The following is a 26609-nucleotide window of genomic DNA, read 5'->3' on the forward strand; positions in this document are numbered from 1 at the left end:
GTTCGTATGCCTTCACCGGGAGAGGCGGCGGACCCAGTCGAAGTACGTGGCCCTCGGGTCCTCCAGGGGATTGCGGAACAGGGCCCGGAGCTCCGCCCGGTCCACCTGGCCCCCGTCGAAGTCGCGGTAGAGCGCGTCTCCCAGCAGGTAGCCGAGCGCGTGGCTGACGCCGTGGAAGAGCCGGTCCTTGCGCAGGGGCAGCAGCTTCACCGCCTCGTCCGGCACCTCCACCTCCGCCGCCTTGTGCGCCAGCACGAACGCGGCGATCTGCCGCTCCACGCCCCGGGCTCCGGCGAAGCGCAGTGCCCACTCGCCCGTCCCCAGGCACGTGCGCCGCGGATTCACCAGCTTCGAGCCGAAGAAGCCCAGCGCCTCCTCCAGGCACCGCGCGTAGAACGCATCCGAGGCCCGCCGGGGCGCCTCCATCGCGTCTCCCACCGCGCAGTGCCGGACGAAGTGCGCCGCCTCCTCGGCCGCGTGGTTCAGCGACAACGACGCCAGGTACGCCGTCCGTGCCCGGGGGATGTAGCAGCTCTCCCGCGAGAGGATGTGCCGCCGCAACTGCAGCAGCTCCCCCTGCGTGAAGCGGCCCCGCTGCTGGATGCGCACCAGCGCGTCCTCGTCCGCCGCCGTCACCACCTCCACCTCGTCCAGCGACCGGCCCACCGGTACTCCCGCCAGCCGGCCGATGAGGCTCGCCATCTCCCGGAAGCGCTCCGCCGCGCTCCTGTCCCGCAGCGGCGAGTCCCCGGACTCCGCCTCCAGGTAATCCAGGAAGCTCTGCTGGCACACCACCGGCGAGGCGTTCAGCAGGCACAGCGCGCCGTCCGGCAGCTCCACCGCCTGCGACATGCCCACCTTGCCCTCGCGGGCCAGCCGCCAGTAGACGCCCTCGGCGTTCTGGTACACCACCAGCCCGCGCGCCTCGGGCCCTTCGCCCAGGGCCCGCTCCACCTGCGCCGGCAGATGGCAGGGGGCTACGTGGTACTGGCCCACCAGCACCATCACCCGCGGCTTGTCCTCCGCGCGCACCGCCCGGGCAATCCGCTCCGCCGCGTACGCGTCCCGCAGCTCCAGGGAGCGCTCGCCCTGCGCGCGCCGGTCGATGCCCACCACCTGCAGCCGATGACGCTTCGCGTAGGACAGCAGCGTGCGCAGGCCCGACCAGGAGCCCTGGCTCGTGCCATGACCCAGCCGGGCGAGCAGGGGCCGCTCCGCCAGGCGTCCCGCGAGGTACGCCTCCACCGCGGCCTGGTGCCGGCCCTCGACGCACTCGAGCGCGAGCACGACGCGGCGGCCCGCCTCCCGCACGCCCTCGACCAGCTCCAGGTACGTCTCCTGGGCCAGCGGCAGGGTGTGGTAGTCGCCCACGTACACCACGTCCGCCGCCTGCACCCGCTGGGACACGGCCGAGGCCGTCAGCACCCGCCGGTACTCGGACGTCCGCCGGCGGTAGCGGGCCTCGTAGGCGCGGAAGGCCGCGGACTGCCCCTCGATGGCCCGGGCAATCTGGGCCTTCTGGCGGCGGAACAGGGCGAGGTGGAGGGCGAGCGACGCGCGCATGGACGATCACAACTCGCACGCGAGTGCCAGCCCGGCAAAAATTCGGCGTCCGGGACCCCCCTTCCTTGACGGGCCGGACCCCTCGGGAGACGATCCGGGTTCACCGTGAAGTCCGTACTGACGAGATCACGCCCCGTCCTCCTCGCGCTCGTGCTGCTCACGGCGCTGCCCGTGCTCGCCCAGGAGCAGTCGACGCTGCTGCACAACGCGCCCGCACAGGCGGAGCCCGGGGTGGCGCTCGTGGTCGACGGTGTGCTCACCGGGACCCAGCGCATCATGCGGCTGGTCATCCGCTACCGCGGGCCCGGCGAGCCCTACGCCGAGGCGCCCCTGGAGCTGCAGTACGGCGACCTGTACCGGGGCACCATCCCGGCCTCGAGCCTGGCCCCGCCCGGCGTCGAGTACTACGTGGAGGGCTTCACCCCCGGTGGGGAGCGCGTGCCCCTCTTCAAGAGCGCCACGCGGCCGGCCCGCGTCGTCGTGGTGGGGCAGGTGCCCTCGGCGCGGGCGCCGCTCTCCACGCGGCCCGTCGAGCCCGAGCCCGCCGCCAGGGCCGAGCCTCCCGCCCGGAACGAGCGCAGGACCGAGCCGGGCCGCAAGAGCGAGTCCGCCGCCAGGGCGGAGCCCGCTCCGAAGGCCGAGCCTCCTTCCAAGACGGAACCGGCTCCGAAGGCCGAGCGCAGGCCCGAGCCCCCCCGGAAGTCCGGGTCCGATGACGCCATGGCGGCCCTGACGGCCGAGCTGCCTCCGGACACCGGGAGTGACACTTCCCGTCCAGCCGCCGCGAGGCCCTCGCGCTCCGCCGAGCCCGAGCAGCCCGCGCCGAAGCGCTCGGAAGCTCGAGGAGGATCTCGCCCTCTACAGCGCCGAGGACACCCTGGCGCTCGCCACCCGGCACGAGGAGAAGGTGAAGAAGGTGCCCGCCATCGCCGCCTCCTTCGGGCGCGAGCAGATTCGCGCGCTCGGTGCGCGCACGGTGGCGGACGTGCTGGACGTGATGCCCGGCCTCACCATCAGCCGTGACGTGCAGGGCTTCCACCGCGTCGCCATCCGCGGCCTGCGCAACGACGCCAAGGTGCTCTTCCTCCTCAATGGCCAGCGCCTCAACAACTTCTTCGACGGCAAGGCGCTGATGAACCTGCCGGTGGAGAACCTGGAGCGCATCGAGGTCATCCGCGGGCCCGGCTCGGCGCTCTACGGTGCCGGCGCCTTCCTGGGCGTGGTGAACATCGTCACCCAGCGCGCCGAGGGCTTTCGCGCCTCCGTCTCCGGGGGCGGCTTTCCCAAGCTGGAGGACCGGCTCGCCACCACCTTCGATGGCCATGTCTCCGGGGCCCACTCCTTTGGCCGCCTCAAGCTCTTCGCCGACGCGGACCTGTGGCACCAGGTGGGGGATTCGGCGCCCATCGAGACGGACGCGCTCAGCGCGGACACGCTCGCCCAGAAGCTGCGCGAGCCGTTGGACCCCTCCGGCACCACCCAGGACGACCGCTTCCTGCTCAACCTGGGCCTGGGGTTCGGCTACGAGCTGTCGTCCGACAGCCACCTCCAGGTCTCCGCGCGGCTGCTCTCCGAGGAGCGCTCCGCCCTGGTGGGCCTCTTCGACACCGTGGGGCCGGGCTCGCGCCTGGGGTGGCAGGTGTTCCTCGGCGACATCACCTACGAGCGCCCGCTGAACGACCGGGTGCGCCTGCGCGCGCGGCTCCACGGTGAGCAGCAGAGCACGGACCGGCTCTTCCAGATTGGCCCGGACGGCTTCCGCACCGGCCCGGATGACAACCAGCTCTTCGCCGACGGCATGCTCGAGCAGACGCGCGTCACCGTGCGCTCGCTGGGGGCCAGCGTGGACTCGGACGTGTCGCTCTTCGAGGGCAACCGCCTCTCGCTGGGCGCCGCGGCCGAGCTGCAGATGCTGGGCGCGTACAGCTACGAGACCAACTACACGCTCGACAGCCGCCGCCGGCCCTCGCTGACCACGCCCGAGGGGGTGGTGGACATGCTGAAGCTCGCGGATGGCTCGGCGGCGCGACGCCTGACGTTCAGCGCCTTCGCGCAGGACCAATGGACGGTGGTGGAGCCGCTCACGCTCACCTTCGGGGTGCGCGTGGACGCCACCCAGCTCCCGTCCGTGAACGACACCAACGCCATCACCGGCACGCAGTGGGTGCCGAGCGTCAACCCGCGGGTGGGGCTCGTCTTCTCGCCCACGGACTCGCTCGTCCTCAAGCTGCTCTACGGCCGCGCCTTCCGCCCGCCCACCATCCAGGAGCTGCTGGAGACGATCCCCAACACCTACTACAACCAGGGCCGCTTCGAGGGGAACCCGGCCCTGCGGCCCGCGGTGGTGAACACGCTGGAGGCCGGTGCGGATCTCATCCAGGTCTCCGGCGAGTCGCGTGTGCGCATCCGCGCCAACGCCTTCCTGGAGAGCTTCTCCAACCCCATCGCGGCGGTGGACACCTCGGGCAACATCGTCCCGGTGCGCAACCGCGAGCTGGGCGTGCTCGTCTACGGCGTGGAGGGCGAGGCCCGTCTGGAGGCCTCCAAGCGCGCCACCACCTGGGTCAACGCGAGCCTCTTCCGCGCCGAGGACCAGGAGGTGCCCGCCAACCACCGCTACCTCACCGACATCCCCCAGGCACGCTTCAACGCCGGCGTGTCCATGCCCATCGGGGACTTCATCAACTTCGATATCGTCGTGCGCGCGGGCGCCGAGCGGCGCAACAACACCCGCTCCGTGCTGGAGCTCATCCGCCGCTACAAGATTCCGGCCTACGGCCTCATCACCGCCCAGGTGCGCACCGAGCCCATTGGCGACCACTTCGAGCTGGCCGTCGTGGTGCAGAACGTCTTCGCCTCCGACCTGCGTGACGACGTCCCCCGGCCGGACCGCATGCCCGGCCTGGTTCCTCGCGAGGGCGTCTCCGCCTTCCTCACCCTGAGGGCCCGCAACTGATGCCTCGCACGCTCACCGCCGCCCTGTTGGCCGTGGCCCTCGCTCCGGGGCTCGGCTGCCTGCAGTACAACGACCAGTGCCAGCCGCTGGTGGCCGATCCGGAGTCCACCGTCGGCTACCTGGGCGAGGACGTCTTCCTCGACAGGCCCTACGCCCGCCACGACAACAATGCCCTCGGCCAGCTCGCCGCGGATGCCTTCCGGCATGCCGAGGACGGCTCCAAGGCGCCCGCGGAGCTGGGCATCATCAACGGGGGCTCGCTGCGCGCCGAGGGCCTGTGCGTCACCCGCACCGTCATCCCCAAGGGCCCGCTCAAGAACGGCCTGCTGCACGAGGTCCTCCTCTTCGAGAACTCCGTGGTGACGGTGAACCTCACCGAGCAGCAACTGGTGGCCATGTTCGAGCAGTCGGTGGCGGGGCTGTACCCGGAGGGCCAGCCCATCCTCTTTCCCTCCGGCGCCTTCCTGCACGTGTCCGAGGGCACCACGGTGACGGTGGACTGCGAGCGTCCCGCGGGCTCTCGCGTGGTGGGGCTGCAGGTGAACGCGCGCACGGTGCCGCTGCCGCCTCGCGCGGATCCGTCCATCGTCTATCGCGTGGCCATGCCCGACTTCCTGCTCGGGGGCGGGGATGGGTACGGCTCCATCTTCAAGGACGCCGCCACGGACCTCTCGCGCAACCCCGTCACGGCGAGCACGGCGGAAGGGAAGGCCACGGATGCCAACCTCGCCGGGGCCCATATGCGGTCGAACCACTCGACCGAGAACCGGGCGCTACGGGAGGCTGGCCGCATCCTCTTTCAGCACTGCGCGCGGCCCGCCCGGCCCGTGGTGCAGTAGGGCCGGGGCGAGGGCCACGTCCTAGGACTGCGGGGTGTCCGTGCCGTTGGGCGGCGTCGGCGTGGGGCCGAAGACGTCGTTGGGCGACGGCATCTTGCGCAACTCGGCGCGGGCCACCTTCCACGCCTGTTGGACGATCCACGAGAGCGAGCGATCCTGCCGCGTCGCCTCACGCTGGATTTCGTCCAGCATGTCCTCGGGGAAATAGAGACTCTGCTTTCGATGGTCGGTGGCTGCCATGAAGCTCAGGACCTCCCTTCTTCACGGGGGTCCTGCCGCTCGTCACCCGTCACGTCGTTCACCGCGGGGAACGACTTGATACGGTCTCGAGCGATCTTCCAGGCCTGCTGCACCACCCACGAGAGCGAGCGATCCTGGCGGTTTGCTTCTTCCTGGATCTCCTTGAGCATCTCCTCGGGGAAGTAGAGGGACTGCTTACGCTTGTCGGTGCCTGCCATCCTGGCTCTCCGCAACGGATACGAGGTGACGACCTGAACACACCGGAGCCGTTATCCGACAGACGCCCTGACGGGTCAACGGTTTCGGAGTGCTCCCGTACCGTATGCAGCCGTACAGGTATCGTCAGGGGAAAAAAACCCGCAAAAGGGAACGCCCCGGATCCTTCCAGTCAAGGAAGAACCCGGGGCGCTCCGGAAAGAAGGACCGCCAGGACTGATCCCGGCGGCCCCGTGGGCCCAGAGGGGGAGGGGGGGGACCCCTAGGCCCAACTCCGTCAAAAGTTCACGTTCGAAACAGCTTGCGTCGCGCGATCCATTCCCCACCTCTTTTCCCCGACCCGCCCGTCCCTCGCGACCTTCGTGACGATCATAAGAATCGTCTTCAGCCCCTTCAACCGGCTGCATCCGGTGTAACGGGTCTCGCTCGATTCTGATTCCTTCACCTGTTCAATGCCCTCCACTGCTGACGCCAGCGTCCTGTTCTCGACGGCCCTGAGGGAGTCCTACCGGCAGTTGGGGCTGGTGGGCGGCTCCGTCCTGCTGGCCGTGTCCGGAGGGGCGGACTCCACGGCGCTGCTCGTGGGCACGGCCCGGGTGCGCGAGTCGCTCTCACTCCAGGTGGAAGTGGCCACGCTCGACCATGGCCTGCGGCCCGAGGCCCAGGAGGAGGTGCAAGCGGTCGCCCGGCTGGCTGCCCGATGGGAACTGCCCTGCCATGTCGTCCCGCTGCGGCTGGCACCCGGTTCCGGGCTGGAGGCGCGGGCCCGCGAGGCCCGGTACTCGGCGCTCGAGGCGCTGCGGCGGGAGCAGGGCCTTCAAGTGGTGGCCACGGCCCATACGGCCTCGGACCAGGCGGAGACCCTCCTCATGAGGCTCGTCCGGGGCACGGCCCTGCGGGGAGCGGCGGGCATCCACCGGGCCCGTCTCTTCCTCGTCCGCCCGCTCCTTGAGCGCACGCGCGAGGAGGTGGAGGCCTTCCTGGCCGGGGAGGGCGTCTCCTTCGTGACGGATCCGATGAACAAGGACCCGGCCTTTCTGAGGACCCGCATCCGCCACGAGGTGCTGCCGGTGCTGGTGCGCGCCGCGGGCTTCCCGGTGGTGCCCCGGCTGGCCGCCTTCGCCCGGCTGGCCGCCGAGGACGAGGCCCTGCTGGGCAGTCTGGCGGACGGGGCCTGGGGCCGGCTCTCGCTCCCGGATGGGAGCCTGGACGCCGTGGGGGTGCGCGCCCTGGAGCCGCCCTTGCGCCGACGGGTGCTGGCTCGCCTGCTGGCCAGCGCTGGGGCGGAGGTGGATGAGGCCTCCCTGGCCCGGGCCCAGCGGGCGGTGGAGACGGGCCGCGCCGTGACGCTCCGGGGTGGGCAGGCGAGCGGGGGCCTTCAATTGAGGACCGCGGGCGGGCGCGTGCGCTGTGTGCGCCGCGAGGCCCCCCGCGAGCCGCCGGCGGCGTTGGTGCTGATGGGGGTGGACTCGTCGGGAGTCCAACCAGGCACGGGCTGGACCTTCACCGTGACGGTGGAGCCTCCTCCGCCGGGCACCCTCGGACTGCCGCTTCCAGAGGAGACGCGGTGGCCCCTCACGGTGCGCACGCGTCGAGCGGGGGACCGGGTGAGGGGGCCCGCGGGCTCGCGCAAGCTGCAGGATGTGCTGGTGGACCGGCGCATTCCCGCCGAGCGCCGCGACGCGCTGCCGGTGGTGATGGATGCCGAGCAGACAGTGCTGTGGGTGCCGGGCGTTTGGAATTCCACGTCCGAGGCGGCTGTACGCCTCTTTCTGTGGGCCTCACCACCGGTTACGAGCGTGCCCGGTCCCCCTCCGTTATAGAGTGGACCACTGCGGGGGAGGTTGGGGATGGAACCCCCAAAATAGTTGAGGCGTTTTTGCTGTTGCTGATACCGTCCGATAAACGGGCAACACGCCCGGTGTCGTGACAAACGGTCGAAACTGCTGGGCATTTTTCGGCCGTGCCCTCATACCGCCGAGCTTCCGAAAGGGCAGCTGACACGTGCGTTCGACTTATAAGACCATCGGCCTTTGGGTCATCCTGATCGTCCTCTTCGTCGCCTTCTACAATTTCTTCTCCACGGGTGGCGACCAGGTGCAGGAGCCGACCTTCACCCAGTTCCTGGCCAAGGTGGAGGCCAACAAGGTTCGTGCCGTCTCGGTCAAGGGGAACACCTACCAGGGTGTGTTCGCCGACACCGAGGAGAAGTTCCGCACCACCGGCCCCGCGCCGGACGCCGCCGTGCTGGAGCAGCTTCGCAAGAACGGCGTGGACGTGAAGTACGAGCGGGAGGAGCAGAACAGCCTCTGGCTCACCGTCCTGGGACAGTGGCTGCCCGTCGTCTTCCTGTTCCTCTTCTTCATCTTCTTCATGCGCCAGCTTCAGGGTGGCAGCGGCAAGGCGATGACCTTCGGCAAGTCGAAGGCGCGGCTCCTCAATGAGAGCCACAACAAGATCACGTTCGCGGACGTGGCCGGCGCCGACGAGTGCAAGGAGGAACTGGAGGAGATCGTCGCGTTCCTCAAGGACCCCAAGAAGTTCACCAAGCTGGGTGGCCGCATCCCCAAGGGCGTCCTCATGATGGGCCCTCCGGGTACGGGCAAGACGCTGCTGGCCCGCGCGGTGGCCGGTGAGGCCGGCGTTCCCTTCTTCTCCATCTCCGGCTCGGACTTCGTGGAGATGTTCGTGGGCGTGGGCGCCAGCCGCGTCCGTGACCTGTTCGAGCAGGGCAAGAAGAACGCCCCCTGCATCATCTTCATCGACGAGATCGACGCCGTGGGCCGTCACCGTGGCGCGGGCCTCGGCGGTGGTCACGACGAGCGCGAGCAGACGCTCAACCAGCTCCTGGTGGAGATGGACGGCTTCGAGTCCAACGAGGGCGTCATCCTCATCGCCGCCACCAACCGTCCGGACGTGCTCGACCCGGCGCTCCAGCGCCCGGGCCGCTTCGACCGGCGCATTGTGGTGCCCCGTCCCGACCTGAAGGGCCGCCTGGGCGTGCTGAAGGTGCACACCCGCCGCGTGCCGCTGGCTCCCGAGGTGGAGCTCGAGGTCATCGCCCGCGGTACGCCGGGCATGACGGGCGCGGACCTGGAGAACCTGGTCAACGAGTCCGCCCTGATGGCCGCCCGCCAGAACAAGGAGCGCGTGGACCTCAGCGACTTCGAGCAGGCCAAGGACAAGGTCTTCATGGGCCCGGAGCGCAAGTCCATGATCATGACCGAGAAGGAGAAGCGCAACACGGCCGTCCACGAGGCCGGCCATGCGCTGATCGCCAAGCTGCTGCCCGGCTGCGATCCCCTCCACAAGGTCACCATCATCCCGCGCGGCCAGGCCCTGGGTCTCACCTGGAGCCTGCCTCTCGAGGACAAGGTCAACGGGTACAAGAAGCAGATCCTCGACCAGATCACCATGGCCATGGGCGGCCGCATCGCCGAGGAGCTCATCTACAACGAGATGAGCTCGGGTGCCTCCAACGACATCGAGCGTGCCACCGAGACGGCGCGCGCCATGGTGTGCCGCTGGGGCATGAGCGAGAAGATGGGCCCGCTGTCCTTCGGCAAGAGCGACGGTGAGGTGTTCCTGGGCCGCGACTTCAACTCGGCCAAGGACTACTCCGAGGACACCGCGCGGCAGATCGACGCCGAGGTGCGCAACATCGTCATGGGCTGCTACGAGGCCGGCAAGAAGCTGCTCACCGAGCACCTCGAGGGCCTCAAGCGCGTGGCCGATGCGCTGGTGGAGTACGAGACGCTGGATGCCGAGGACGTGAACATCCTCCTCCAGGGTGGGCAGCTCACCCGCGAGCGTCCGCCTCCTCGCGTCATGGCGCCGCCCACGAAGTCCACCGAGAAGAAGGACAAGCGGAAGATCCTCGACGCGCTCGAGGGGCTCCCCGGCATGGAGCCGAACAAGGCGTAGCCCGAGCTTCCGCTTCCGTGTAGAACCCGGGCCCTCTCCACTCTCGTGGGGAGGGCCCTTCTGCTTTCCGGAGCCGCCATGATTCGCGCCCGTCCCGTCCGCGCCGACCGCCCCGCCGACCTCGAGCCCGCCTTCCTGCGCATGGGGCTGCCCACGCCCGCCCGCGAGTACCTGCTGGAGAAGATGCCCGCGCTGCACGTGCTGCTCACCGGCCTGGAGCGCGAGCAGGGCCGCTTCCTCGCCGGCCTCTTCTCCGCCTCCGAGGCTCCCGGGCGCGAGGAGTACCCCTCGTGGGTGGCGGGGGACTTGCGCGTACGGCCCGGCACGGGGCTGCTCTCCGGACGCAAGGATCAGTTCGAGCGCGTGGTGGCCGAGGCGAAGGCGCGGCCGGAGCTGGCCGGGCTGGCCGCGGCACTGGCGCGTGTGCTGGAGGCCTCGGCGCCGCCGGCCCCGCTGGTGCTGGGTGCGAAGACCTTCACCTTCGGGGCGCGCACCCACGTCATGGGCGTGGTGAACGTGACGCCGGACAGCTTCTCGGACGGGGGGCGGTACTTCGGCACCGAGGCCGCCGTGGCCCATGGGCTGCGGCTGGCCGAGGCGGGCGCGGACGTGCTGGACGTGGGCGGGGAGTCCACCCGGCCGGGCTCGCCGACCGTGTCCGCCGAGGAGGAGGCGGCGCGCATCGTCCCCGTCCTCGAGGGGCTGCGGGCCCGCACGGACGTGCCCCTCTCCGTGGACACCACCAAGGCGGCCGTGGCCCGCGAGGCGCTCAAGGCCGGCGCGGTGCTCGTCAACGACATCAGCGGCTTCCACTTCGACGCCGAGCTGCCCCGGGTGACGGCCGAGGCGGGTGCGGCCTGTTGCCTGATGCACATCCAGGGCACGCCCCAGACGATGCAGAAGGACCCGCACTACGAGGACGTGGTGGACGAGGTGCTGGCCTTCCTGGAGGAGGGCGTGGAGCGGGCGGTGGCGGCGGGCGTGCCGCGCGAGCGTGTGCTGGTGGACCCGGGCATCGGCTTCGGAAAGACACTCGGGCACAACCTCTTCCTGCTGCGGCGGCTGGACGAGCTGCGCGTGCTGGGGCTGCCGCTGCTGCTGGGCACCAGCCGCAAGTCCTTCCTCGGCAAGCTGGCGGGGGGCAAGCCGGCGGACGAGCGCCTGGCCGCGACGCTCGGCTCGGTGGCGGCCATGGCCGCGGCGGGGAACGCGGATTTCGTGCGCGTACACGACGTGGCCGAGGTGAAGGACGCCCTCGCGGTGGCGGACGCCATGCGTGCGGCCCTGGACGGTGGCGCGCTCTACCAGCCGGGAAAGGTGCGCGTTTGAGGGAGATTCACCCTGAGGGAGGATGTATGAAGCGGCCCGACCCACCACGGGGTGGGGCGGCCTGATTGGCCGCAAGCTTGTCCAGGGAGCTTCTACTCCCTAGCTTCGGGCGCTGTGGAGGGCACGGTATAAGCCCTCGGCGTCGGGGTCCGCCCTCAGGGCCGGCCCAAGGGAAAGGTGGAGCGGCACACTATGGCCTACAGGATGAACATGCCCCCGAAGGACGAGCGGGCCTCGCAGCGGCTTTTCGGCACGGACGGTGTCCGGGGCGTTGCCAACGTCTACCCGATGACCGCGGAAGTCGCGATGCAGTTGGGCCGTGCGCTCGCCCATCTCATCCGCAACGGGCCTCACCGGCACCGCGTCATCATCGGCAAGGACACGCGTCTGTCCGGCTACATGCTGGAGCAGGCCCTCGCGGCCGGCCTCACCTCCATGGGCGTGGACGTGGACCTGGTGGGTCCGCTGCCCACCCCGGGCATCGCCAACCTGACCACCTCCATGCGTGCGGACGCGGGCGCCGTCATCTCGGCCTCCCACAACCCGTACCAGGACAACGGCATCAAGTTCTTCTGGCGCGACGGCTTCAAGCTGCCGGACGAGACGGAGGCGAAGATCGAGGAACTGGTGGCCAGCGGCGCCATCGACTCCATCCGCCCCACCGCGACCAAGATTGGCCGGGCCTTCCGCCTGGAGGACGCGCGCGGCCGCTACATCGTCTTCCTCAAGACGTGCTTCCCCCGCGAGCTGACGCTGGAGGGGATGACCATCGTCGTCGACTGCGCCAACGGCGCCGCCTACAAGACGGCCCCCGCGGTGCTCGAGGAGCTGGGCGCCAAGGTGATTGCCCTGGGCGTGCAGCCGGACGGCAAGAACATCAACCACAAGTGCGGCGCGCTCCACCCGGAGAACCTGTCGCGCGCGGTGGTGAAGCACGGCGCCAACCTGGGCATCGCCCTGGACGGTGACGCCGACCGCCTCATCGTCGTGGACGAGAAGGGCAACGTGGTGGATGGCGACGCCATCATGGCCATCTGCACCGGCGAGCTCGTCACCCGCAAGGAGCTCAAGAAGAAGACGCTCGTCTCCACGGTGATGAGCAACATCGGCCTGGAGCGGGCGGTGGCGCGCTGGGGCGTGAAGGTGGTCCGCACCAAGGTGGGGGACCGCTACGTCGTCGAGGAGATGCGCAAGAACGGCTACAACATCGGTGGCGAGCAGAGCGGCCACCTCATCTTCTCGGACCACACCACCACGGGCGACGGCACCCTGGCCGCGCTCCAGCTCCTGGCCGTCATGTGCCGCCAGCAGAAGCCGGTGAGCGAGCTGGCCTCCATCTTCCAGCCGGTGCCGCAGACGCTCGTCAACGTGGTGGTCAAGCAGAAGCGCGAGCTGGGCGAGCTGCCCACGGTGATGCGGGCCATCCAGGACGTGGAGAAGAAGCTGGGCAAGGACGGCCGGGTGCTGGTGCGCTTCTCCGGCACCGAGCCCAAGGCCCGCGTCCTCATCGAGGGCATCGACGCCGCGCGCAACGAGCAGTACGCCCGGGAGATCGCCGAGGCGCTCTCCAAGGCTCTGAACGGTTGACTTCCGGTCTCGGGCCGCCAATAGAAGGGCGCGCGCGGAGGATTCGCGCGCGCGAGGAGCGGCCGAGATGGGACAGCGACTGGGTGTGAATGTGGACCACGTGGCCACGCTGCGTCAGGCGCGGCGGACCACGTATCCGGATCCGGTGACGGCGGCGGCCATGGCCGAGCTGGCCGGAGCCGGGCAGATCACCATCCACCTGCGCGAGGACCGGCGCCACATCCAGGAGCGCGACCTGCGCATCCTCCGGGAGACGGTCCAGACGCTGCTCAACCTGGAGATGGCCGCCACCCAGGAGATGGTGAAGATCGCCTACGAGCACAAGCCGGACGTGGTGACCCTGGTGCCCGAGCGGCGCGAGGAGCTCACCACCGAGGGCGGGCTCGACGTGGCCGGTCAGCGCGACCACATCGCCAAGATCATCAAGAACCTCAAGGACGGGGAGATCACCGTCTCGCTGTTCATCGATCCGGACCTGGACCAGGTGCGCGCGTCGCACAAGGTGAACGCGGACCGGATTGAGCTGCACACCGGGCGCTACTGCGAGGCGCGCAACGAGCGCGAGCGGGCGCGGGAGCTGAGCCGCATCGTCGACGCGGCGAAGGCGGCGGCGCGGCTGGGCATGAGCGTGGCCGCGGGCCACGGGCTCAACTACGACAACGTGCTGCCCATCGCGCGCATCCAGGAGATCGACGAGCTGAACATCGGGCACGCCATCGTCGCGAGGGCGGTGCTGGTGGGCTTCGAGCGGGCGGTGCGGGAGATGTTCGAGCTGATGCGCAACCCGGGGTAGGGCGCCATGGCAATCCTCGGACTGGGGATGGACATCTGCGCGGTGGCGCGCATCCAGCGGATCCTCGATGGACCGCGCGCCGAGCGTTTCCTCGAGCGCGTGTACACGCAGGCCGAGCGGGCCCTGTGCGGTGCGCGGGCGGACGCCGCGAGTGCCTATGCGGCCCGCTTCGCCGCCAAGGAGGCCCTGGTGAAGGCGCTGGGGGCTCCGCCGGGCCTCACCTGGCAGGACATGGAGGTGGTGCGCGAGGGCGGTCCGCCTCGCTTCCGCCTCTCGGGGGTGGCGCTCGCGGAGATGGAGAAGCGGGGCGCGGAGGCCTTCCTCGCGCTCACCCATGACGCTGGAGTCGCCGCCGCGACGGTGATTCTGCAGGAGAGGAGCTGAGCCATGCGCCGTGCCCTCACCGCCGCCCGGATGCGCGCGGCCGACCAGTCCGCCGAGTCCCGTTTCGCCATGCCCTCGCCCCTGCTGATGGAGAACGCCGGCCGGTGGCTGGCGGACGCGGCGCGCGAGCTCGGCACCCAGGGCTCTCGGTACGTGGTGGTGTGCGGGCCCGGCAACAACGGCGGGGATGGGCTGGTGGCGGCGCGCTTCCTCCACATCTCCGGGCTGCCCGTGACGCTGGTGCTGGTGGGAGACCGGGCGAAGCTGACACCCGAGTCCCAGCGCAACCTGCACGCGCTGGAGCCCTACGGGATTCAGCACCCCCAGCCGCCCGGCGAGGTCGAGGCGAGGGCAGGGGACGTGGTGGTGGACGCGCTCTTCGGGACGGGGCTCACCCGGGCTCCGGCCGGAGAGTTCGCCGAGGCCATCCAGCACATGCTCCGCTGGCGCGCGGCCGGGGCGAAGGTGGTGGCCGCGGACATCCCCTCGGGGCTGCACACGGACACCGGCGAGCCCTTCTCCCCCTGCGTGGAGGCGGACATCACCGTCACCTTCGGCTTCCTCAAGCAGGGCCAGGTGCTGGAGCCCGGCGCCACCCTGTGCGGCGACTTGCGGTGCGTGGACATCGGTATTCCTCCCGAGGCCGTCACGCCCCAGGCGGGCCGGGAGCTGTACGTCGTCGAGGAGTCCGACGCACGAGGGGCCCTTGCTCCGCGCCGCTCGGACACGCACAAGGGGAGCTACGGGCACGTGTTGGTGGTGGCCGGCAGCCACGGCAAGTCCGGTGCGGCGGCCATGTCCGCCCTGGGCGCGCTGCGTGGCGGCGCGGGGCTCGTCACCGTGGCCACCCGCTCCGAGGTGGTGGAGCCGGTGCTCGGCCATGCGCCCGAGGTGATGGGCTGGCCGCTGGAGAACCGGGGACCGCTCGGCATGGCGGACCTGGAGCCGCTGCTGGAGGCGGCGCAGAAGAAGGACGTGCTCGTCATCGGTCCGGGCATCCCCCGCGGCGACGAGACGGTGAAGCTGCTGGGCGAGCTGCTCGCGCGCGTGGATGTGCCCACCGTGCTGGACGCGGACGCGCTCAATGCCGTCGCCACGGACCTGGACGTGCTCGGCCGGGCGAAGGGGCCGCTGGTGCTCACCCCGCACCCGGGAGAGATGTCGCGCCTCACCGGCGTGCCCACGAAGGACCTGCAGAAGGCCCGCGTGGAGGTGGCCCGGGACTTCGCCTCCACGCACGGGGTGACGCTGGTCCTCAAGGGCGCGCGCACCCTCATCGCGCACCCGGACGGCACCGTGTACGTCAACCCCACGGGCAACCCGGGCATGGCCACCGGGGGCATGGGGGACGTGCTGAGCGGTCTCCTGGGTGCCCTGCTGGCCCAGGGCCTGAAGCTCCCCGAGGCCGCGTGGACGGCCGTGTATGCGCACGGGTTGGCGGCGGACCTGATGGTGGCCCGGCGCGGCCGGTTGGGATTGATCGCCACGGACGTGGCCAAGGGCCTGTGCAACGTGTGGACGAGGTGGAACCGATGAGCACGCCCACGCTGAGCCGCTCGTTGCTGTCGGGCTCGCCCGAGGAAACCCACCGCCTGGGCCTGCGGCTCGGACAGCTTCTGCGGCCGGGGGACTTCGTGGGACTGGTGGGCGACCTGGGCGCGGGCAAGACGCACCTGGTGCGCGGCGTGGCCGAGGGCGCGGAGGTCTCTCGCTCGGAGGTGGCCAGCCCCACCTTCGCCATCGTCTACCCGTACAAGGGCCGGCTGCCGCTCTACCACGCGGACCTCTACCGGCTGGCCGACTACGACGAGCTGTACGCCACGGGCTTCCTGGACCTGGTGGACGGTGGGGACGGCGCGGTGCTGGTGGAGTGGCTGGACAGGATTCCCCAGGCCGCGCCTCGCGAGTACCTGCGCATCACCCTCCGGGACGCGGGCGAGGAGTCGCGCGAGCTGCTGGCCGAGGCCTGGGGCGCACGGCCCGCGGAGCTGCTGAAGGCGTGGCTGCCCGCCGAACGCTGAGTGGCGAACATCGTAAATCCCCCTCTCCCCCTGGGAGAGGGCTGGGGTGAGGGTCGTCCCCCCGCTCGCCGTCCTGGGAGGTTCGCTCCGGGTTTATCCTCTGTCCCATGAGCCTCTCCCACACCGTGAAGTGCTTCCTGCTCGTCCCGCTGGTCAGCGTGGTGCTGGCGGGGTGTGGCGCCATCGAGCCGCCCCCTCCGTCCTATCCCCACGCCACCGTCTCCTTCGACGTGACGGTCCCTGAGGAGACCCCGCCCGACGTGGTCGTCACGTTGGTGGGCTCGGATCCATCGCTCGGGGGCGATACGGCGCCGGGTTTCCGGCTGCGCCGCTACGGGGCGCACTACATGGGCTCGGTGCGTCTCCCGGTGGGCGCGGAGGTCTCGTTCGAGCTCTGGGTGGACGAGGCCTGGCGTCCCGAACTCTCCGCGGAGGGCACACGGGTGCCTCGCCACTCCTTCCGGGTGGACGGCGACATGACGGTGACCGCCACCGTGGCCCGTTGGGGCGAGCCGGGTCAGGGCCCTCAGTGAATCCCCTGATGCGCGCTCAGTAGACGGAGAGCCCCACCGACCACGAGCTGATGAAGCCGCGGGTGTCCGTGGTGGCGGTGGGCAGCCAGTCCTGGGTCCAGCGGAAGGTGAGCCCCAGGCGCGTGGCCAGCTCGAACTCCGCGATCGCACCGAAGGAGACATAGGGCCGCGTGCCACTCGTGGTGGGCAGGGCCCCGCCCGCCGAGGCGGACCACGACTGGCCACCGCCGACGAAGGGGCCCAGGTGCAGGCGCCACAAGGCGAGGGGGAACCACTGGGCCTCCAGCCCGAGGCGCACGTTGTAGAAGCTGCCGCCGTTGAAACCTCCGGTCTGCAGGCGCGAGTCGGCCAGAAGGCCGAACTGCTTCACGGGGTAGTAGCCGAGCGCGAAGCGGAACCCGAGGCTCCGCGGGTTGTCCCCACCGGGTAGCGCGAGCCGGTCCTCGCCCGCGCCGAACTGGTACGAGAAGCCTCTGCGGTTGAGCGGCGCGGACCCACGCAGCCACATGCCGGCGCCCTCACGGCCCGACAGCGTGGCCCGCTCGACATCCCTCAAATGGTCGGGGGTGAGCTCGTCGAGCCGGACGGTGCTCTGGCCTCCGTGGCGGTGCCAGAGGTGCACCGGGTGCTGCGGATGCACGGCGACCGAGCCCTCGTAGCGGGCGCCCTCGGTGGCGGCGAGCGCGAGGCCGACCCCGATCCCCACGATGACGACCACCACGATGGCCTCGCCCACATTGCCGATGTTGCCGACGTTGCCGGAGCCGGAGGACGAGCCGCTCCCGGTCGAGCCGCCGCCGGACACGTTTCCGGAGACGGGCGACGCATCGTGCACGGCGGGCCGCGTGTAGACGGGCGGCTGGTAATAGGGCGTGCCGAAGTCGATGTAGAAGTCGGGGACCCAGTAGCCGTGCAGGCCCACCGAGTAGCCCGGCGGCGGCCCCTCCTGGGGGGGATACCAGGGCGTGGCCGGTTGCGGCTCCGGATCCGTCGTGAACTGCTGCACGGCATACACGTTCTGGCCACGCGTCTGCGGAGGCTCGCGCACGAGCCGCTCCAACTCCGTGCGCTGAACCTCGTAGAAGTGGCCGAGGCACCCGCTCGTCAGCACCGCGATGAGGGTGGTGAGGGCCTGCAGCCGCAGGTGGACCGGAATGGGGGGGCGACTCGTGCTCATACGGCTCTCCTGCCGGGGGTGCTCCAGCTCATGCCGGGGCCAGCATAGGACGGACGGGCTCGCGCTTCATTCACCACGGAACTGGCATTGGCGGAGGTCTCCGGGGGCACTTCGCGGCTGGCGGCGGCCTCATGATAAAAAATCACGTATGAGCCAGGAGCCTGACGCCGCGTCCCCCCGTCCTCCGGCCGCCCGGCGCGCCCACCCGTGGCGGGTGCTCATCGTCGATGACGACGAGGCCAGCCGGAAGACGGCGGCGGCCCTGCTGTCACCCGCTGGCTACACGCTCGTCTTCGCCAGCAGCGGCCACGAGGCCCTGGCCGCCGTGCGCGAGGCCAGTCCCGATCTGGTGCTGCTGGACGTGATGATGCCGGGCCTGGATGGCTTCGAGGTCTGCCGCCGGTTGCGCGAGCTCTCGCGGGAGGACTACTTCCCCATCGTCCTCCTCACGGCGCTGGATGGGAGGCGCGAGGTCGTCCTCGGGCTCGAGGCCGGCGCCGACGACTTCCTCACCAAGCCGGTACATGGAGCGGAGCTGCGTGCCCGCGTGGCCAACCTGCTCAAGGTGCGCGCCTACCACCAGCTTCTCACCACGCAGCGCGACAGCGCCCTGGCCACCGTGGACGAGCTGCGCCAGCAGATCCTCCGGGCCGACCGGCTGGCCACGCTCGGCACCTTCGCCGCCGGCGTCAGCCACGAGCTGAACAACATCGCCCAGGTCCTCACCGTCGCCGTCTCCGAGCTGCCCCCGGAGCCCGCCGGCCCCGAGGCGCCGGACGGCCCGGACACCCGCGCGATGCTCTCCCTGGCGACCCAGCACGTCACCGAGCTGGCCCGGAGCATCCTGCGCCTGGCCCGCCCCCAGACGGACGGCGCGCTCCAGGCCAATCTGGGGCGCACGCTCGGCGAGGTGCGCGACATGCTGCGCATCACCGGCCGCGCCCGGCACGTGCGCCTGTCGCTCGAGCTGCCCGGGTCCCCCTGTGTCATCTCCGCCAGCCCGGTGCATGCGCAGCAGGTGTTCCTCAACCTCCTCGCCAACGCCGCGGATGCCCTGTCCGGCACCGCCCAGCCGGAGATCCAGGCCGGTGTCCGCCACGCTCCCGGAGGCCGCATCGAGGCCTGGGTCCAGGACAATGGCCCCGGCATGAGCGAGGAGATCCTCGCCCGCGTCTTCGAGCCCTTCTTCACCACCAAGCCCGCCGGTCAGGGCACGGGGCTGGGGTTGCCCGTCGTCAAACAGCTCGTCGAGTCGTGGGGCGGGAAGCTCCAGCTCCACAGCCGGCCAGGGCACGGCACCCGCGTCGTGGTGGACGCTCCGGCGACCCCCTTGTCCGCCACCACCTCCTCTCCCGTTTCGAGCCCCACTCCGTGAGCCCTCCCCTCATTCCCTCGTCGCCGGCCCTGATGATCGTGACCGATGGGGCCGGGCGCGTCCTGTCCCGTTGCGGCAAGGAAGAGCCGTTGTCCGGCATGGCCCCGGAGGCGCGCACGCTGGCGGCAGCTCTTCGGAGAAGAACCGTCGCGCCGGCTGATGGCCGGACGATCCGAGTCCTTCCGTCTCGCGCGGGGAGCGCCCACGCCCGAGGGCGGCGAGCCCACCGTGTGGCACCTGTGGAGTCAGCCGCTCGTGGGCGGTGGCGCGCTCGTCTGCGTGAGCGTGCCGGAGGCCCCGTCCAACCCCGTACCGGCCGCCTGGGAGCGCCGCATCACCCGCGAGTTGCCCAGTCAGAGCGGGGACCTCCTCGGCCAACAGCGCGCCTTCATGCTGGCCATCCTCGACGCGGATCCCAGCCTCGTCTACGTGATGGACAGCCAGGGCCGCTTCGTCTTCGCCAACAAGGCGCTGGCGAGCGCGTACGGCACCTCGCCGGACGAGCTCGTGCTCCACCGCCCCGCCGAGGTGCACTCCCAGGAGGAGGAGGTCCAGGTCTTCGGCGAGGTGGACCAGCGCGTCCTGTCCACCCGGACCGAGGTCCGGTTGATGGAGCGCTTCACCCGGCCCGACGGCACCGTCGGCTGGTATGACACCCTCAAGCGGCCCCTCCAGGCCCCTAACGGTGAGCTGTTCGTGCTCGGCATCACGGTGGACATCACCGAGCGGCAGCGGATGGAGCAACTCCTGCACGAAGCCAACCAGCGCCTGGAGCTGGCGGTGAAGGCGGGGAACCTCGGCCTGTGGGACTGGAACCTCGGCGAGAACAGCGTCTACATCTCGCCCGTCTGGAAGGCGCAGCTCGGCTACGAGGACCACGAGCTGCCCAACGCCTTCGCCACCTGGAAGGACGGCATGCACCCGGAGGACGTGGGGAACGCGCTCCAGGTGGTGCAGGACTACGTGAAGGATGCGTCGCTCGGCGAGCGCTTCGTGCACGAGTTCCGCATGCGGACCAAGGACGGCGCCTGGCGGTGGATGGCCGGTTACGGCGTGGTGGGGCGCAACGAGCAGGGCCTGGGCATCCGCGTCACCGGCTGTCACCTGGACATCACCGAGCGCAGGCAGCGCGAGCAGGAGGCGGAGCTGCGGCAGGCCAACGCGCGGCTGGAGCTGCTGGCGCGGATGAAGGACGAGTTCCTCGCCAACATGAGCCACGAGCTGCGCACCCCGCTCAACGCCGTGCTGGGCCAGGCCGAGGCCATGGCCGAGGGCATCTTCGGGCCGGTGACGGAGCCGCAGCGGAGCGCGCTCCAGACGATCGACGAGAGCGGCCGCCACCTGCTCTCCCTCATCAATGACGTGCTCGACATCGCCAAGAGCAACGCGGGGCACCTGGAGCTGGAGCTCAAGCAGGTGCCCGTGGAGGAGGTGTGCCAGGAGAGCCTGCGGCTGGTGCGTGAGCAGGCCCGGCGCAAGAAGATCTCCGCGGCGTACTCCAGCGACGGCGAGGTGCACGCCCTGCGCGCGGACCGGCGGCGCCTGAGGCAGATCCTCCTCAACCTGCTGAGCAACGCGATGAAGTTCACCCGGGAGGGCGGGCGCATGGGGCTGGAGGTGGCGTCCCGGGAGGGTGGGGAAGCGGTGGCCTTCACCGTCTGGGACACGGGGGAGGGCATCGCCCGGGAGGACGTGCAGCGCATCTTCGAGCCCTTCGTGCAGCTCGACGCGGGGCTGGCGCGGCAGAACGAGGGCTCGGGCCTGGGGCTGGCCCTGGTGCGCCGCTTCGTGGACCTGCACCACGGGATGCTGGAGGTGGACAGCGAGGTGGGACGCGGCAGCCGCTTCACGGTGGTGCTGCCCGTGGGAGAGCCCGATGCCGGGGAGCTGGCCGCGCGCGGCGACAGCCCGGGCTCCGGGCCCGTCCCTCCCGTGGTGCCGCCGGACTCCAGCTCCCGGCGCACCGTGGTGATCGCCGACGACAGCGAGGCCAACACCCGGCACCTGCACGGCTACCTGGTGGCCCACGGCTACGCCGTGCGCATCGCCCGGGATGGCCTGGAGGCGGTGCGGCTGTGCCGCGAGGTGCGGCCCGCCCTGGTGTTGATGGACATCCAGATGCCCCGGCTCGACGGCCTGGAGGCCATCCGCTGCCTGCGGGCGGACCGCGTCACCGCCCCGATTCCCATCATCGCCCTCACCGCGCTGGCCATGCCGGGAGACCGCGAGCGGTGTCTGGAGGCCGGGGCCAACGAGTACCTCAGCAAGCCGGTGCGGCTGCGGCAGGTGCTGGAGGTGATGCGGCGCTTCGAGGCCCGGGCCTGACGCTCAGGGCGTCTGGGTGCACAGGTCCTGCACGTTCCAGCGGTGCAGGACGAGACTGCCGTTCACCCCGACGATGTTCTCCTCGTCGATGAGGTGCCAGTGGTCCTCGCCCGAGAGCTGCTCGCTGGCGAGCACGAACTGCTCGAGCTGCGTCCCCGGCTTGGGCGGCCCCCCGTGCAGGCGGTGCGGGCGCTTGCCCGTCTCGGGCGCCGTGTCCGACAGGAAGAGCGTGCGGTTGCGCCGCGTCGCCACCATCACGTCCCCGTTCGTCACGAGGAAGTTCATCGACGAGCGCAGCTCTCCCGGCACGTCCGTGATGGCCGACACCAGCCCCATCGTCTCCGCCAGCGCGCAGGCCACCTTCTCCACGCACGCCGGCCCCTCCAGCGACTGCAACCGCGCCAGCCGGGTGAGGAAGAGATAGAAGCAGCGCTCCGAGTCCGTGGCGCCCTGGATGTGCGCGAGCAGATCCGGACGGATGAGCGACTCCACCTCGGCCTGGTGCCGCGCGAAGTTCCTCACCGTGCCGTTGTGCACGAAGCACCAGCGGCCATGGAGGAAGGGGTGGGCGTTGCGCCGCTCCACCTTGCCCACCGAGGCCAGGCGCAGGTGCGCGACGACCGTGCGGGAGGACACCCGGCTGCTCACCCGCTCGAAGTCAGGATCGCAGTAGGCGGGCCCGAGCCCGTGGGCGACGAGCGGGTGCTCGCCTGCTTCGTAGGAGGCAATACCCCAACCGTCCTTGTGCTCCCTCGACTGGTGGACGAGCGAGTTCTTCTCCGTCACGAGCGAAGGATGGACAGCGGCGGGAACAGCGGAGCGGAAGCCAAAGAGACGGCACATGGTCTTCTTGTCTGTTTATAACGGCCGGCCCTGACGGGAAGTCCCCGTTCGCCACTGCTGTCCGCTGGTCGTCACGAACAGAGGGCCCGCTCGCTCTCTACCACCACATGGCCATCTTTAATCACAATCCGTGCGTGATTGATTCCCAGGTGGTAGGGCAGGTGGCGATAGTTTGAACACGAAAAAACGACAAGGTTTGCCGGATCGCCCACGGTAATCCGGCCGTATGTGTTCAAACCAAGTGCGAGTGCGGCGCCGCGGGTGGCGGCCCAGTAGGCCTCGGCGGCAGTCAGCCCGTTCTCCAGGCAGGCGAGCCCCAGGGCGAGGGGGAGGTTCTCGCTCATGGCGGAGCCGGGGTTGAGGTTGGTGCCGAGCGCCACGTTGACGCCGGCGTCGCGCAGCTTGCGCCCGGGGGCGTAGGGCCGCACGCGCAGGAAGAGGGTGGAGGTGGGGACGAGGACGGCGGTGACTCCGGCCTCGGCGAGGGCGCGGATGCCCGCGTCGCTCACGTTCTCCAGGTGGTCCGCGGTGGCGGCGCCCAGCTCGGCGGCCAGCTCGGCGCCTCTGCCGGAGGTGAGCTGGTCCACGTGCAGCCGCGGCTTCAGCCCCAGCTTCTGGGCGGCCCCGAGGATCCGCCGGGCCTCCGCGTGGGAGAAGGCGCCCTGCTCGACGAAGACATCGCAGAAGCGCGCCAGCCCCTGCTCGGCCACCGTGGGGATGATCTCCTTGATGCAGAGATCCATGTAGGCCTCGCGCCACTCCCGGTACTCCTCGGGCACGGCGTGGGCGCACATGAGCGTGGGGATCAGCTCCAGGGGCTGGAGCGTGGAGAGCCGCTGCACCGCCTTGAGCATCTTCAGCTCGTCCTGGAGGGACAGGCCATAGCCGCTCTTCACCTCGGCGGTGGTGATGCCGTACTCCAGCATGAGCTGCAGCCGGGGCAGGGCGAGCCGGATGAGATCCTCCTCGCTGGCGAAGCGGGTGGCGCGCACGGTGTTGGAGATGCCGCCGCCGGCCTGGGCGATCTGCAGGTAGGTGGCCCCCTGGCAGCGCAGGTCGAACTCGGCGGCGCGCTCACCGGCGAAGACGGCGTGGGTGTGCGGATCCACGAAGCCGGGGCCCACGAACTGGCCGTGGGCGTCCAGCACCCGGGTGGAGGGGCCCACCGCGCCCTTGGGCAGGCTGCCCTCGGAGCCCACGTACCAGACCTTCCCCCGGCGCACGCCGACACAGGCGTTGGGGTGGGGCGTGAGGGCCCGCTCGGCGGGCTCCTGGTGGGAGCCCTCCACGGTGAGCACCTCGGAGGTGTTGCGGATCAGCAGCTCCAGGGTTTCCATGCGTCACTCGGTGATGCCAGGGATGCGGACTCCGCGGTCGCGGGCGACCTCGACGGCCTCGGGGTAGCCGGCGTCGGCGTGGCGAAGCACGCCCATGGCCGGGTCCGAGGTGAGCACGCGCTCGATGCGGCGGGCGGCCTCGGGGGTGCCATCGGCGACGATGACCTGGCCGGCGTGCAGCGAGTAGCCCATGCCCACGCCGCCGCCGTGGTGGAAGGACACCCACGAGGCGCCGTTCACCGCGTTCACCAGGGCGTTGAGGATGGGCCAGTCGGCCACCGCGTCGGTGCCGTCCTTCATGGACTCCGTCTCGCGGTTGGGCGAGGCCACCGAGCCGCAGTCCAGGTGATCACGCCCGATGACGATGGGGGCCTTCACCTCGCCCTTGCGCACCATCTCGTTGAAGCGGAGGCCCGCCTTGGCGCGCTCGCCGTAGCCCAGCCAGCAGATGCGCGCGGGCAGGCCCTGGAAGGCGATGCGCTCGCGCGCGAGGGTGAGCCAGCGGCGCAGCGACTCCTTCTGGGGGAAGAGCTCCAGCACGGCCTCGTCGGTGCGGCGGATGTCCTCGGGGTCTCCCGAGAGCGCCACCCAGCGGAAGGGCCCGAGCCCCTCGCAGAACATGGGGCGGATGTAGGCCGGGACGAAGCCGGGGAAGTCGAAGGCGTTCTCCAGGCCGGCGAGCTGCGCCTGGGCGCGGATGTTGTTGCCGTAGTCGAAGACGTGGCTGCCGGCCTTCGCGAAGTCCAGCATGGCCTCCACCTGCGTCCGCATGGACTGGCGGGCCTTCTCCACGTAGCCCTTGGGATCTCTCTGGCGCAGCTCGGCGGCCGACGCCATCGTCATGTCCGCGGGGATGTAGCCGTTGAGCGGATCATGCGCGCTCGTCTGGTCCGTGACGAGGTCCGGCTTGATGCCGCGGCGGTAGAGCTCGCGGAACACCTGGGCCGCGTTGCCGATGATGCCGATGGAGCGGCCCACGCGCTTCTGCTGGGCCTCCTTGGCCAGGGAGATGGCCTCGTCGAGGTCCTTGGCGATGACGTCGAGGTAGCGGGTCTCCACGCGGCGCTGGGCGCGGGTGGGATCGATCTCCACGCCGAGGAAGACGGCGTTGTTCATGGTGGCGGCCAGGGGCTGGGCGCCGCCCATGCCGCCGAGACCGCCGGAGAGGACGAGCCGGCCGGAGAGGTCATCGGAGCCGAAGTGGATGCGGCCGGCCTGGGCGAAGGTCTCGTAGGTGCCCTGGAGGATGCCCTGGGTGCCGATGTAGATCCACGAGCCGGCGGTCATCTGGCCGTACATCATGAGACCTTTCTTCTCGAGCTCGAAGAAGTGGTCCCAGTTGGCCCAGCGGCCCACGAGGTTGGAGTTGGCGATGAGGACGCGGGGGGCGTCCGGGTGGGTGCGGAGGATGCCGACGGGCTTGCCGGACTGGACGAGGAGGGTCTCCTCATCGGTGAGGCGGCGCAGGCCGTCGACGATGCGGTCGAACGAGGCCCAGTCACGGGCGGCCTTGCCGATGCCGCCGTAGACGACCAGATCCTCGGGGCGCTCGGCCACGTCGGGATCCAGGTTGTTCATCAGCATCCGGAGGGCGGCTTCCTGGACCCAGCCCTTGCAGGACAGGGCGGTTCCGCGGGGGGCACGAATGGTACGGGACATGTGTTTCCTCGAAGATTTCGCCACGCCGACACTACCCGAGCCGGGTCGCCGGGGCACCTCCCATTCGCCGAGGCGGGAGGGTGTCCGACACTCCGAAAGTTGCTGTGGGACGCGCGTGCGGTTCCGTGTTACCACGCACCGCGCCATGAGCCGCATCTATCGTTCGCTGCCCCCCGCTGGAACCCGGATTGGTCTCGCCTTCTCCGGTGGTCTCGACACCCGCGCCGCCGTGGCGTGGATGTCCCGCAAGGGTCTCGAGGTGTACGCCTACACCGCCGACCTCGCCCAGCCCGACGAGAAGAACCCCGCCGACATCCCGCCCATCGCCCTGACGCACGGCGCGAAGCAGGCCCGGCTCGTGGACTGCCGCGAGGCCATGGTGCGCGAGGGCATCGTCGCCATCCAGTGCGGCGCCTTCCACCTGTCCGTCGGTGGCAAGAAGTACTTCAACACCACGCCCCTGGGCCGCGCCGTCACCACCACCGCCATCGTCCGCGCCATGCGCGAGGACGCGGTGAACGTCTTCAGCGACGGCAGCACCCACAAGGGCAACGACATCCACCGCTTCTACCGGTACGGCATCCTCGTCAACCCGGAGCTGCGCATCTACAAGCCCTGGCTGGACCCGGACTTCGTCAACGCCTTCGGCGGCCGCAAGGAGATGAGCGAGTTCCTCCTCTCCATCGGCATGCCCTACAAGGTGGGCACCGAGAAGGCCTACTCCACCGACGCCAACGTGCTCGGCGCCACGCACGAGGCCAAGGACCTGGAGCACCTCGACAAGGGCATGAACATCGTGGAGCCCATCATGGGCGTGGCCTCCTGGCGCCCCGAGGTGGACATCCGCCCCGAGCGCGTCACCGTGGAGTTCGCCCAGGGCCTGCCCGTGTCCCTCAACGGCAAGCGCTTCCCCTCCCTCTTCGAGCTCTTCCTGGAGTGCAACCGCATCGGCGGGCGCCACGGCCTGGGCATGAGCGACCAGCTCGAGAACCGCGTCATCGACGCCAAGAGCCGCGGCATCTACGAGGCCCCCGGCATGGCGCTGCTCCACATCGTCTACGAGCGCCTGCTGTCCGCCATCCACAACGAGTCCACCACGGACCTCTACTTCACCCTGGGCCGGCGCCTCGGCCGCTTCCTCTACGAGGGCAAGTGGTTCGATCCCGAGGCCCTGCTCCTCAAGGACTCGCTCACCCGGTGGGTGGCCCCCAGCATCACCGGCAGCGTCACCCTGGAGCTGCGCCGCGGTGACGACTACACCCTGCTCGACACCCAGGCCGAGCACATGGCGTACGGCCCGGACAAGCTCTCCATGGAGAAGGTCGCCAGCCCGGCCTTCACCCCGGAGGACCGCATCGGCGCCCTGGAGATGCAGAACCTCGCCGTCACCGACAACCGCGACCTGCTCCTGCACCACCTCTCCAGCGTCCGCCGCCTCTCGGCGGGGACGGGCACCGGAACCGGCATCGCCCAGCTGCTGGGTGACGGCGACGAGGAGTGAGCCTTTC

General features: G+C 70.4%; 22 protein-coding genes. 15 read left to right on the forward strand and 7 right to left on the reverse strand.

Going from position 1 to position 26609, the window contains the following annotated elements:
* Positions 1-12: 12 nt before the first annotated feature.
* Complete coding sequence (locus ACN28I_RS02230; RefSeq protein WP_420940513.1) at positions 13-1563, reverse strand: ChaN family lipoprotein; 1551 nt, start codon at positions 1561-1563, stop codon at positions 13-15.
* Between the two features lie 105 nt (positions 1564-1668).
* Here ACN28I_RS02230 and ACN28I_RS02235 point away from each other — a divergent pair, with 105 nt between their 5' ends.
* The 3 genes from ACN28I_RS02235 to ACN28I_RS02245 are packed head-to-tail and all read left to right on the forward strand — an operon-like array spanning position 1669 to position 5358.
* Positions 1669-2586, forward strand: a complete 918-nt coding sequence (locus ACN28I_RS02235) for a hypothetical protein (protein WP_420940514.1) — start codon at positions 1669-1671, stop codon at positions 2584-2586.
* Positions 2471-4519 carry a TonB-dependent receptor plug domain-containing protein gene (locus ACN28I_RS02240; RefSeq protein WP_420940515.1) on the forward strand — a complete coding sequence of 683 codons (2049 nt, stop codon included), beginning with the start codon at positions 2471-2473 and terminating at the stop codon, positions 4517-4519. The genes ACN28I_RS02235 and ACN28I_RS02240 overlap by 116 nt, the downstream gene beginning before the upstream one ends.
* Positions 4519-5358 carry a 5'-nucleotidase C-terminal domain-containing protein gene (locus ACN28I_RS02245; RefSeq protein WP_420940516.1) on the forward strand — a complete coding sequence of 280 codons (840 nt, stop codon included), beginning with the start codon at positions 4519-4521 and terminating at the stop codon, positions 5356-5358. The genes ACN28I_RS02240 and ACN28I_RS02245 overlap by 1 nt, the downstream gene beginning before the upstream one ends.
* 21 nt (positions 5359-5379) lie before the next feature.
* On the opposite strand, the gene ACN28I_RS02250 is transcribed toward ACN28I_RS02245, so the two are convergent.
* On the reverse strand, positions 5380-5598 hold the full coding sequence (locus ACN28I_RS02250; RefSeq protein ID WP_420940517.1) for a TIGR04563 family protein: 219 nt from the start codon (positions 5596-5598) through the stop codon (positions 5380-5382).
* Between the two features lie 5 nt (positions 5599-5603).
* Positions 5604-5816, reverse strand: coding sequence for a TIGR04563 family protein (locus ACN28I_RS02255; RefSeq protein ID WP_002628981.1), 213 nt, complete (start codon positions 5814-5816; stop codon positions 5604-5606).
* 450 nt (positions 5817-6266) lie between these two features.
* Here ACN28I_RS02255 and tilS point away from each other — a divergent pair, with 450 nt between their 5' ends.
* The 9 genes from tilS (at position 6267) to ACN28I_RS02300 (ending at position 16385) form a co-directional block, all read left to right on the forward strand.
* Positions 6267-7637 carry a tRNA lysidine(34) synthetase TilS gene (tilS, locus tag ACN28I_RS02260; protein ID WP_420940518.1) on the forward strand — a complete coding sequence of 457 codons (1371 nt, stop codon included), beginning with the start codon at positions 6267-6269 and terminating at the stop codon, positions 7635-7637.
* Between the two features lie 181 nt (positions 7638-7818).
* The gene (gene ftsH / locus ACN28I_RS02265; RefSeq protein ID WP_420940519.1) at positions 7819-9738 is read left to right on the forward strand and encodes an ATP-dependent zinc metalloprotease FtsH; all 1920 of its coding nucleotides are present in this window, start codon (positions 7819-7821) and stop codon (positions 9736-9738) included.
* Positions 9739-9816: 78 nt separating this feature from the next.
* Positions 9817-11067, forward strand: coding sequence for a dihydropteroate synthase (folP, locus tag ACN28I_RS02270; RefSeq protein WP_420940520.1), 1251 nt, complete (start codon positions 9817-9819; stop codon positions 11065-11067).
* A gap of 192 nt (positions 11068-11259) precedes the next feature.
* The gene (glmM, locus tag ACN28I_RS02275; RefSeq protein ID WP_420940521.1) at positions 11260-12654 is read left to right on the forward strand and encodes a phosphoglucosamine mutase; all 1395 of its coding nucleotides are present in this window, start codon (positions 11260-11262) and stop codon (positions 12652-12654) included.
* 67 nt (positions 12655-12721) lie between these two features.
* Positions 12722-13447: a pyridoxine 5'-phosphate synthase gene (locus ACN28I_RS02280; protein WP_420940522.1), complete on the forward strand. Its 726-nt coding sequence runs from the start codon at positions 12722-12724 to the stop codon at positions 13445-13447.
* 6 nt (positions 13448-13453) lie between these two features.
* A complete protein-coding gene (acpS, locus tag ACN28I_RS02285; RefSeq protein ID WP_420940523.1) occupies positions 13454-13831 on the forward strand; it encodes a holo-ACP synthase in 378 nt (125 codons plus the stop codon).
* 3 nt (positions 13832-13834) lie between these two features.
* Positions 13835-15367 (forward strand): NAD(P)H-hydrate dehydratase, encoded by a 1533-nt coding sequence (locus tag ACN28I_RS02290; RefSeq protein WP_420940524.1) that lies wholly within the window; start codon positions 13835-13837, stop codon positions 15365-15367.
* A complete protein-coding gene (gene tsaE, locus ACN28I_RS02295) occupies positions 15364-15852 on the forward strand; it encodes a tRNA (adenosine(37)-N6)-threonylcarbamoyltransferase complex ATPase subunit type 1 TsaE (protein ID WP_420940525.1) in 489 nt (162 codons plus the stop codon). The genes ACN28I_RS02290 and tsaE overlap by 4 nt, the downstream gene beginning before the upstream one ends.
* Positions 15853-15959: 107 nt before the next feature.
* A complete protein-coding gene (locus ACN28I_RS02300; RefSeq protein WP_420940526.1) occupies positions 15960-16385 on the forward strand; it encodes a hypothetical protein in 426 nt (141 codons plus the stop codon).
* Positions 16386-16401: 16 nt separating this feature from the next.
* Here the strand turns inward: ACN28I_RS02300 and ACN28I_RS02305 are convergent, their stop codons facing one another.
* On the reverse strand, positions 16402-17562 hold the full coding sequence (locus ACN28I_RS02305; protein WP_420940527.1) for a hypothetical protein: 1161 nt from the start codon (positions 17560-17562) through the stop codon (positions 16402-16404).
* A gap of 148 nt (positions 17563-17710) precedes the next feature.
* Between ACN28I_RS02305 and ACN28I_RS02310 the strand changes: the two genes are divergently transcribed.
* Together ACN28I_RS02310 and ACN28I_RS02315 are read left to right on the forward strand one after the other, a co-directional pair.
* On the forward strand, positions 17711-18937 hold the full coding sequence (locus ACN28I_RS02310) for a sensor histidine kinase (protein ID WP_420940528.1): 1227 nt from the start codon (positions 17711-17713) through the stop codon (positions 18935-18937).
* A 159-nt stretch (positions 18938-19096) separates the two neighbouring features.
* Positions 19097-21262, forward strand: coding sequence for an ATP-binding protein (locus ACN28I_RS02315; protein WP_420940529.1), 2166 nt, complete (start codon positions 19097-19099; stop codon positions 21260-21262).
* A 3-nt stretch (positions 21263-21265) separates the two neighbouring features.
* On the opposite strand, the gene ACN28I_RS02320 is transcribed toward ACN28I_RS02315, so the two are convergent.
* The 3 genes from ACN28I_RS02320 to hutU all read right to left on the reverse strand — a co-directional run bounded on the left by ACN28I_RS02320 (position 21266) and on the right by hutU (position 25101).
* A complete protein-coding gene (locus ACN28I_RS02320) occupies positions 21266-22105 on the reverse strand; it encodes a class II glutamine amidotransferase (RefSeq protein WP_420940530.1) in 840 nt (279 codons plus the stop codon).
* Between the two features lie 71 nt (positions 22106-22176).
* On the reverse strand, positions 22177-23442 hold the full coding sequence (gene hutI / locus ACN28I_RS02325) for an imidazolonepropionase (protein WP_420940531.1): 1266 nt from the start codon (positions 23440-23442) through the stop codon (positions 22177-22179).
* Positions 23443-23445: 3 nt separating this feature from the next.
* The gene (gene hutU, locus ACN28I_RS02330) at positions 23446-25101 is read right to left on the reverse strand and encodes a urocanate hydratase (protein WP_420940532.1); all 1656 of its coding nucleotides are present in this window, start codon (positions 25099-25101) and stop codon (positions 23446-23448) included.
* A 145-nt stretch (positions 25102-25246) separates the two neighbouring features.
* Between hutU and argG the strand changes: the two genes are divergently transcribed.
* On the forward strand, positions 25247-26602 hold the full coding sequence (argG, locus tag ACN28I_RS02335) for an argininosuccinate synthase (RefSeq protein WP_420940533.1): 1356 nt from the start codon (positions 25247-25249) through the stop codon (positions 26600-26602).
* The last annotated feature ends 7 nt before the right edge of the window (positions 26603-26609 follow it).

It is taken from the genome of Archangium gephyra (assembly GCF_049060025.1).
GTDB lineage: Bacteria > Myxococcota > Myxococcia > Myxococcales > Myxococcaceae > Archangium > Archangium gephyra_A.

What these genes read in the sequence shown, in the direction of transcription:
- ACN28I_RS02255 (WP_002628981.1), bottom strand. Translation starts at nt 5,816, where the DNA reads ATGGCAGGCACCGACAAGCGTAAGCAGTCCCTCTACTTCCCCGAGGAG.
- hutI (WP_420940531.1), bottom strand. Translation starts at nt 23,442, where the DNA reads ATGGAAACCCTGGAGCTGCTGATCCGCAACACCTCCGAGGTGCTCACC.
- ACN28I_RS02230 (WP_420940513.1), bottom strand. Translation starts at nt 1,563, where the DNA reads ATGCGCGCGTCGCTCGCCCTCCACCTCGCCCTGTTCCGCCGCCAGAAG.
- acpS (WP_420940523.1), top strand. Translation starts at nt 13,454, where the DNA reads ATGGCAATCCTCGGACTGGGGATGGACATCTGCGCGGTGGCGCGCATC.
- ACN28I_RS02245 (WP_420940516.1), top strand. Translation starts at nt 4,519, where the DNA reads ATGCCTCGCACGCTCACCGCCGCCCTGTTGGCCGTGGCCCTCGCTCCG.
- hutU (WP_420940532.1), bottom strand. Translation starts at nt 25,101, where the DNA reads ATGTCCCGTACCATTCGTGCCCCCCGCGGAACCGCCCTGTCCTGCAAG.
- tsaE (WP_420940525.1), top strand. Translation starts at nt 15,364, where the DNA reads ATGAGCACGCCCACGCTGAGCCGCTCGTTGCTGTCGGGCTCGCCCGAG.
- ACN28I_RS02315 (WP_420940529.1), top strand. Translation starts at nt 19,097, where the DNA reads ATGGCCGGACGATCCGAGTCCTTCCGTCTCGCGCGGGGAGCGCCCACG.
- ACN28I_RS02290 (WP_420940524.1), top strand. Translation starts at nt 13,835, where the DNA reads ATGCGCCGTGCCCTCACCGCCGCCCGGATGCGCGCGGCCGACCAGTCC.
- folP (WP_420940520.1), top strand. Translation starts at nt 9,817, where the DNA reads ATGATTCGCGCCCGTCCCGTCCGCGCCGACCGCCCCGCCGACCTCGAG.
- ACN28I_RS02300 (WP_420940526.1), top strand. Translation starts at nt 15,960, where the DNA reads ATGAGCCTCTCCCACACCGTGAAGTGCTTCCTGCTCGTCCCGCTGGTC.
- ACN28I_RS02250 (WP_420940517.1), bottom strand. Translation starts at nt 5,598, where the DNA reads ATGGCAGCCACCGACCATCGAAAGCAGAGTCTCTATTTCCCCGAGGAC.
- glmM (WP_420940521.1), top strand. Translation starts at nt 11,260, where the DNA reads ATGGCCTACAGGATGAACATGCCCCCGAAGGACGAGCGGGCCTCGCAG.
- tilS (WP_420940518.1), top strand. Translation starts at nt 6,267, where the DNA reads ATGCCCTCCACTGCTGACGCCAGCGTCCTGTTCTCGACGGCCCTGAGG.
- ACN28I_RS02320 (WP_420940530.1), bottom strand. Translation starts at nt 22,105, where the DNA reads ATGTGCCGTCTCTTTGGCTTCCGCTCCGCTGTTCCCGCCGCTGTCCAT.
- ACN28I_RS02310 (WP_420940528.1), top strand. Translation starts at nt 17,711, where the DNA reads ATGAGCCAGGAGCCTGACGCCGCGTCCCCCCGTCCTCCGGCCGCCCGG.
- ACN28I_RS02305 (WP_420940527.1), bottom strand. Translation starts at nt 17,562, where the DNA reads ATGAGCACGAGTCGCCCCCCCATTCCGGTCCACCTGCGGCTGCAGGCC.
- ACN28I_RS02280 (WP_420940522.1), top strand. Translation starts at nt 12,722, where the DNA reads ATGGGACAGCGACTGGGTGTGAATGTGGACCACGTGGCCACGCTGCGT.
- argG (WP_420940533.1), top strand. Translation starts at nt 25,247, where the DNA reads ATGAGCCGCATCTATCGTTCGCTGCCCCCCGCTGGAACCCGGATTGGT.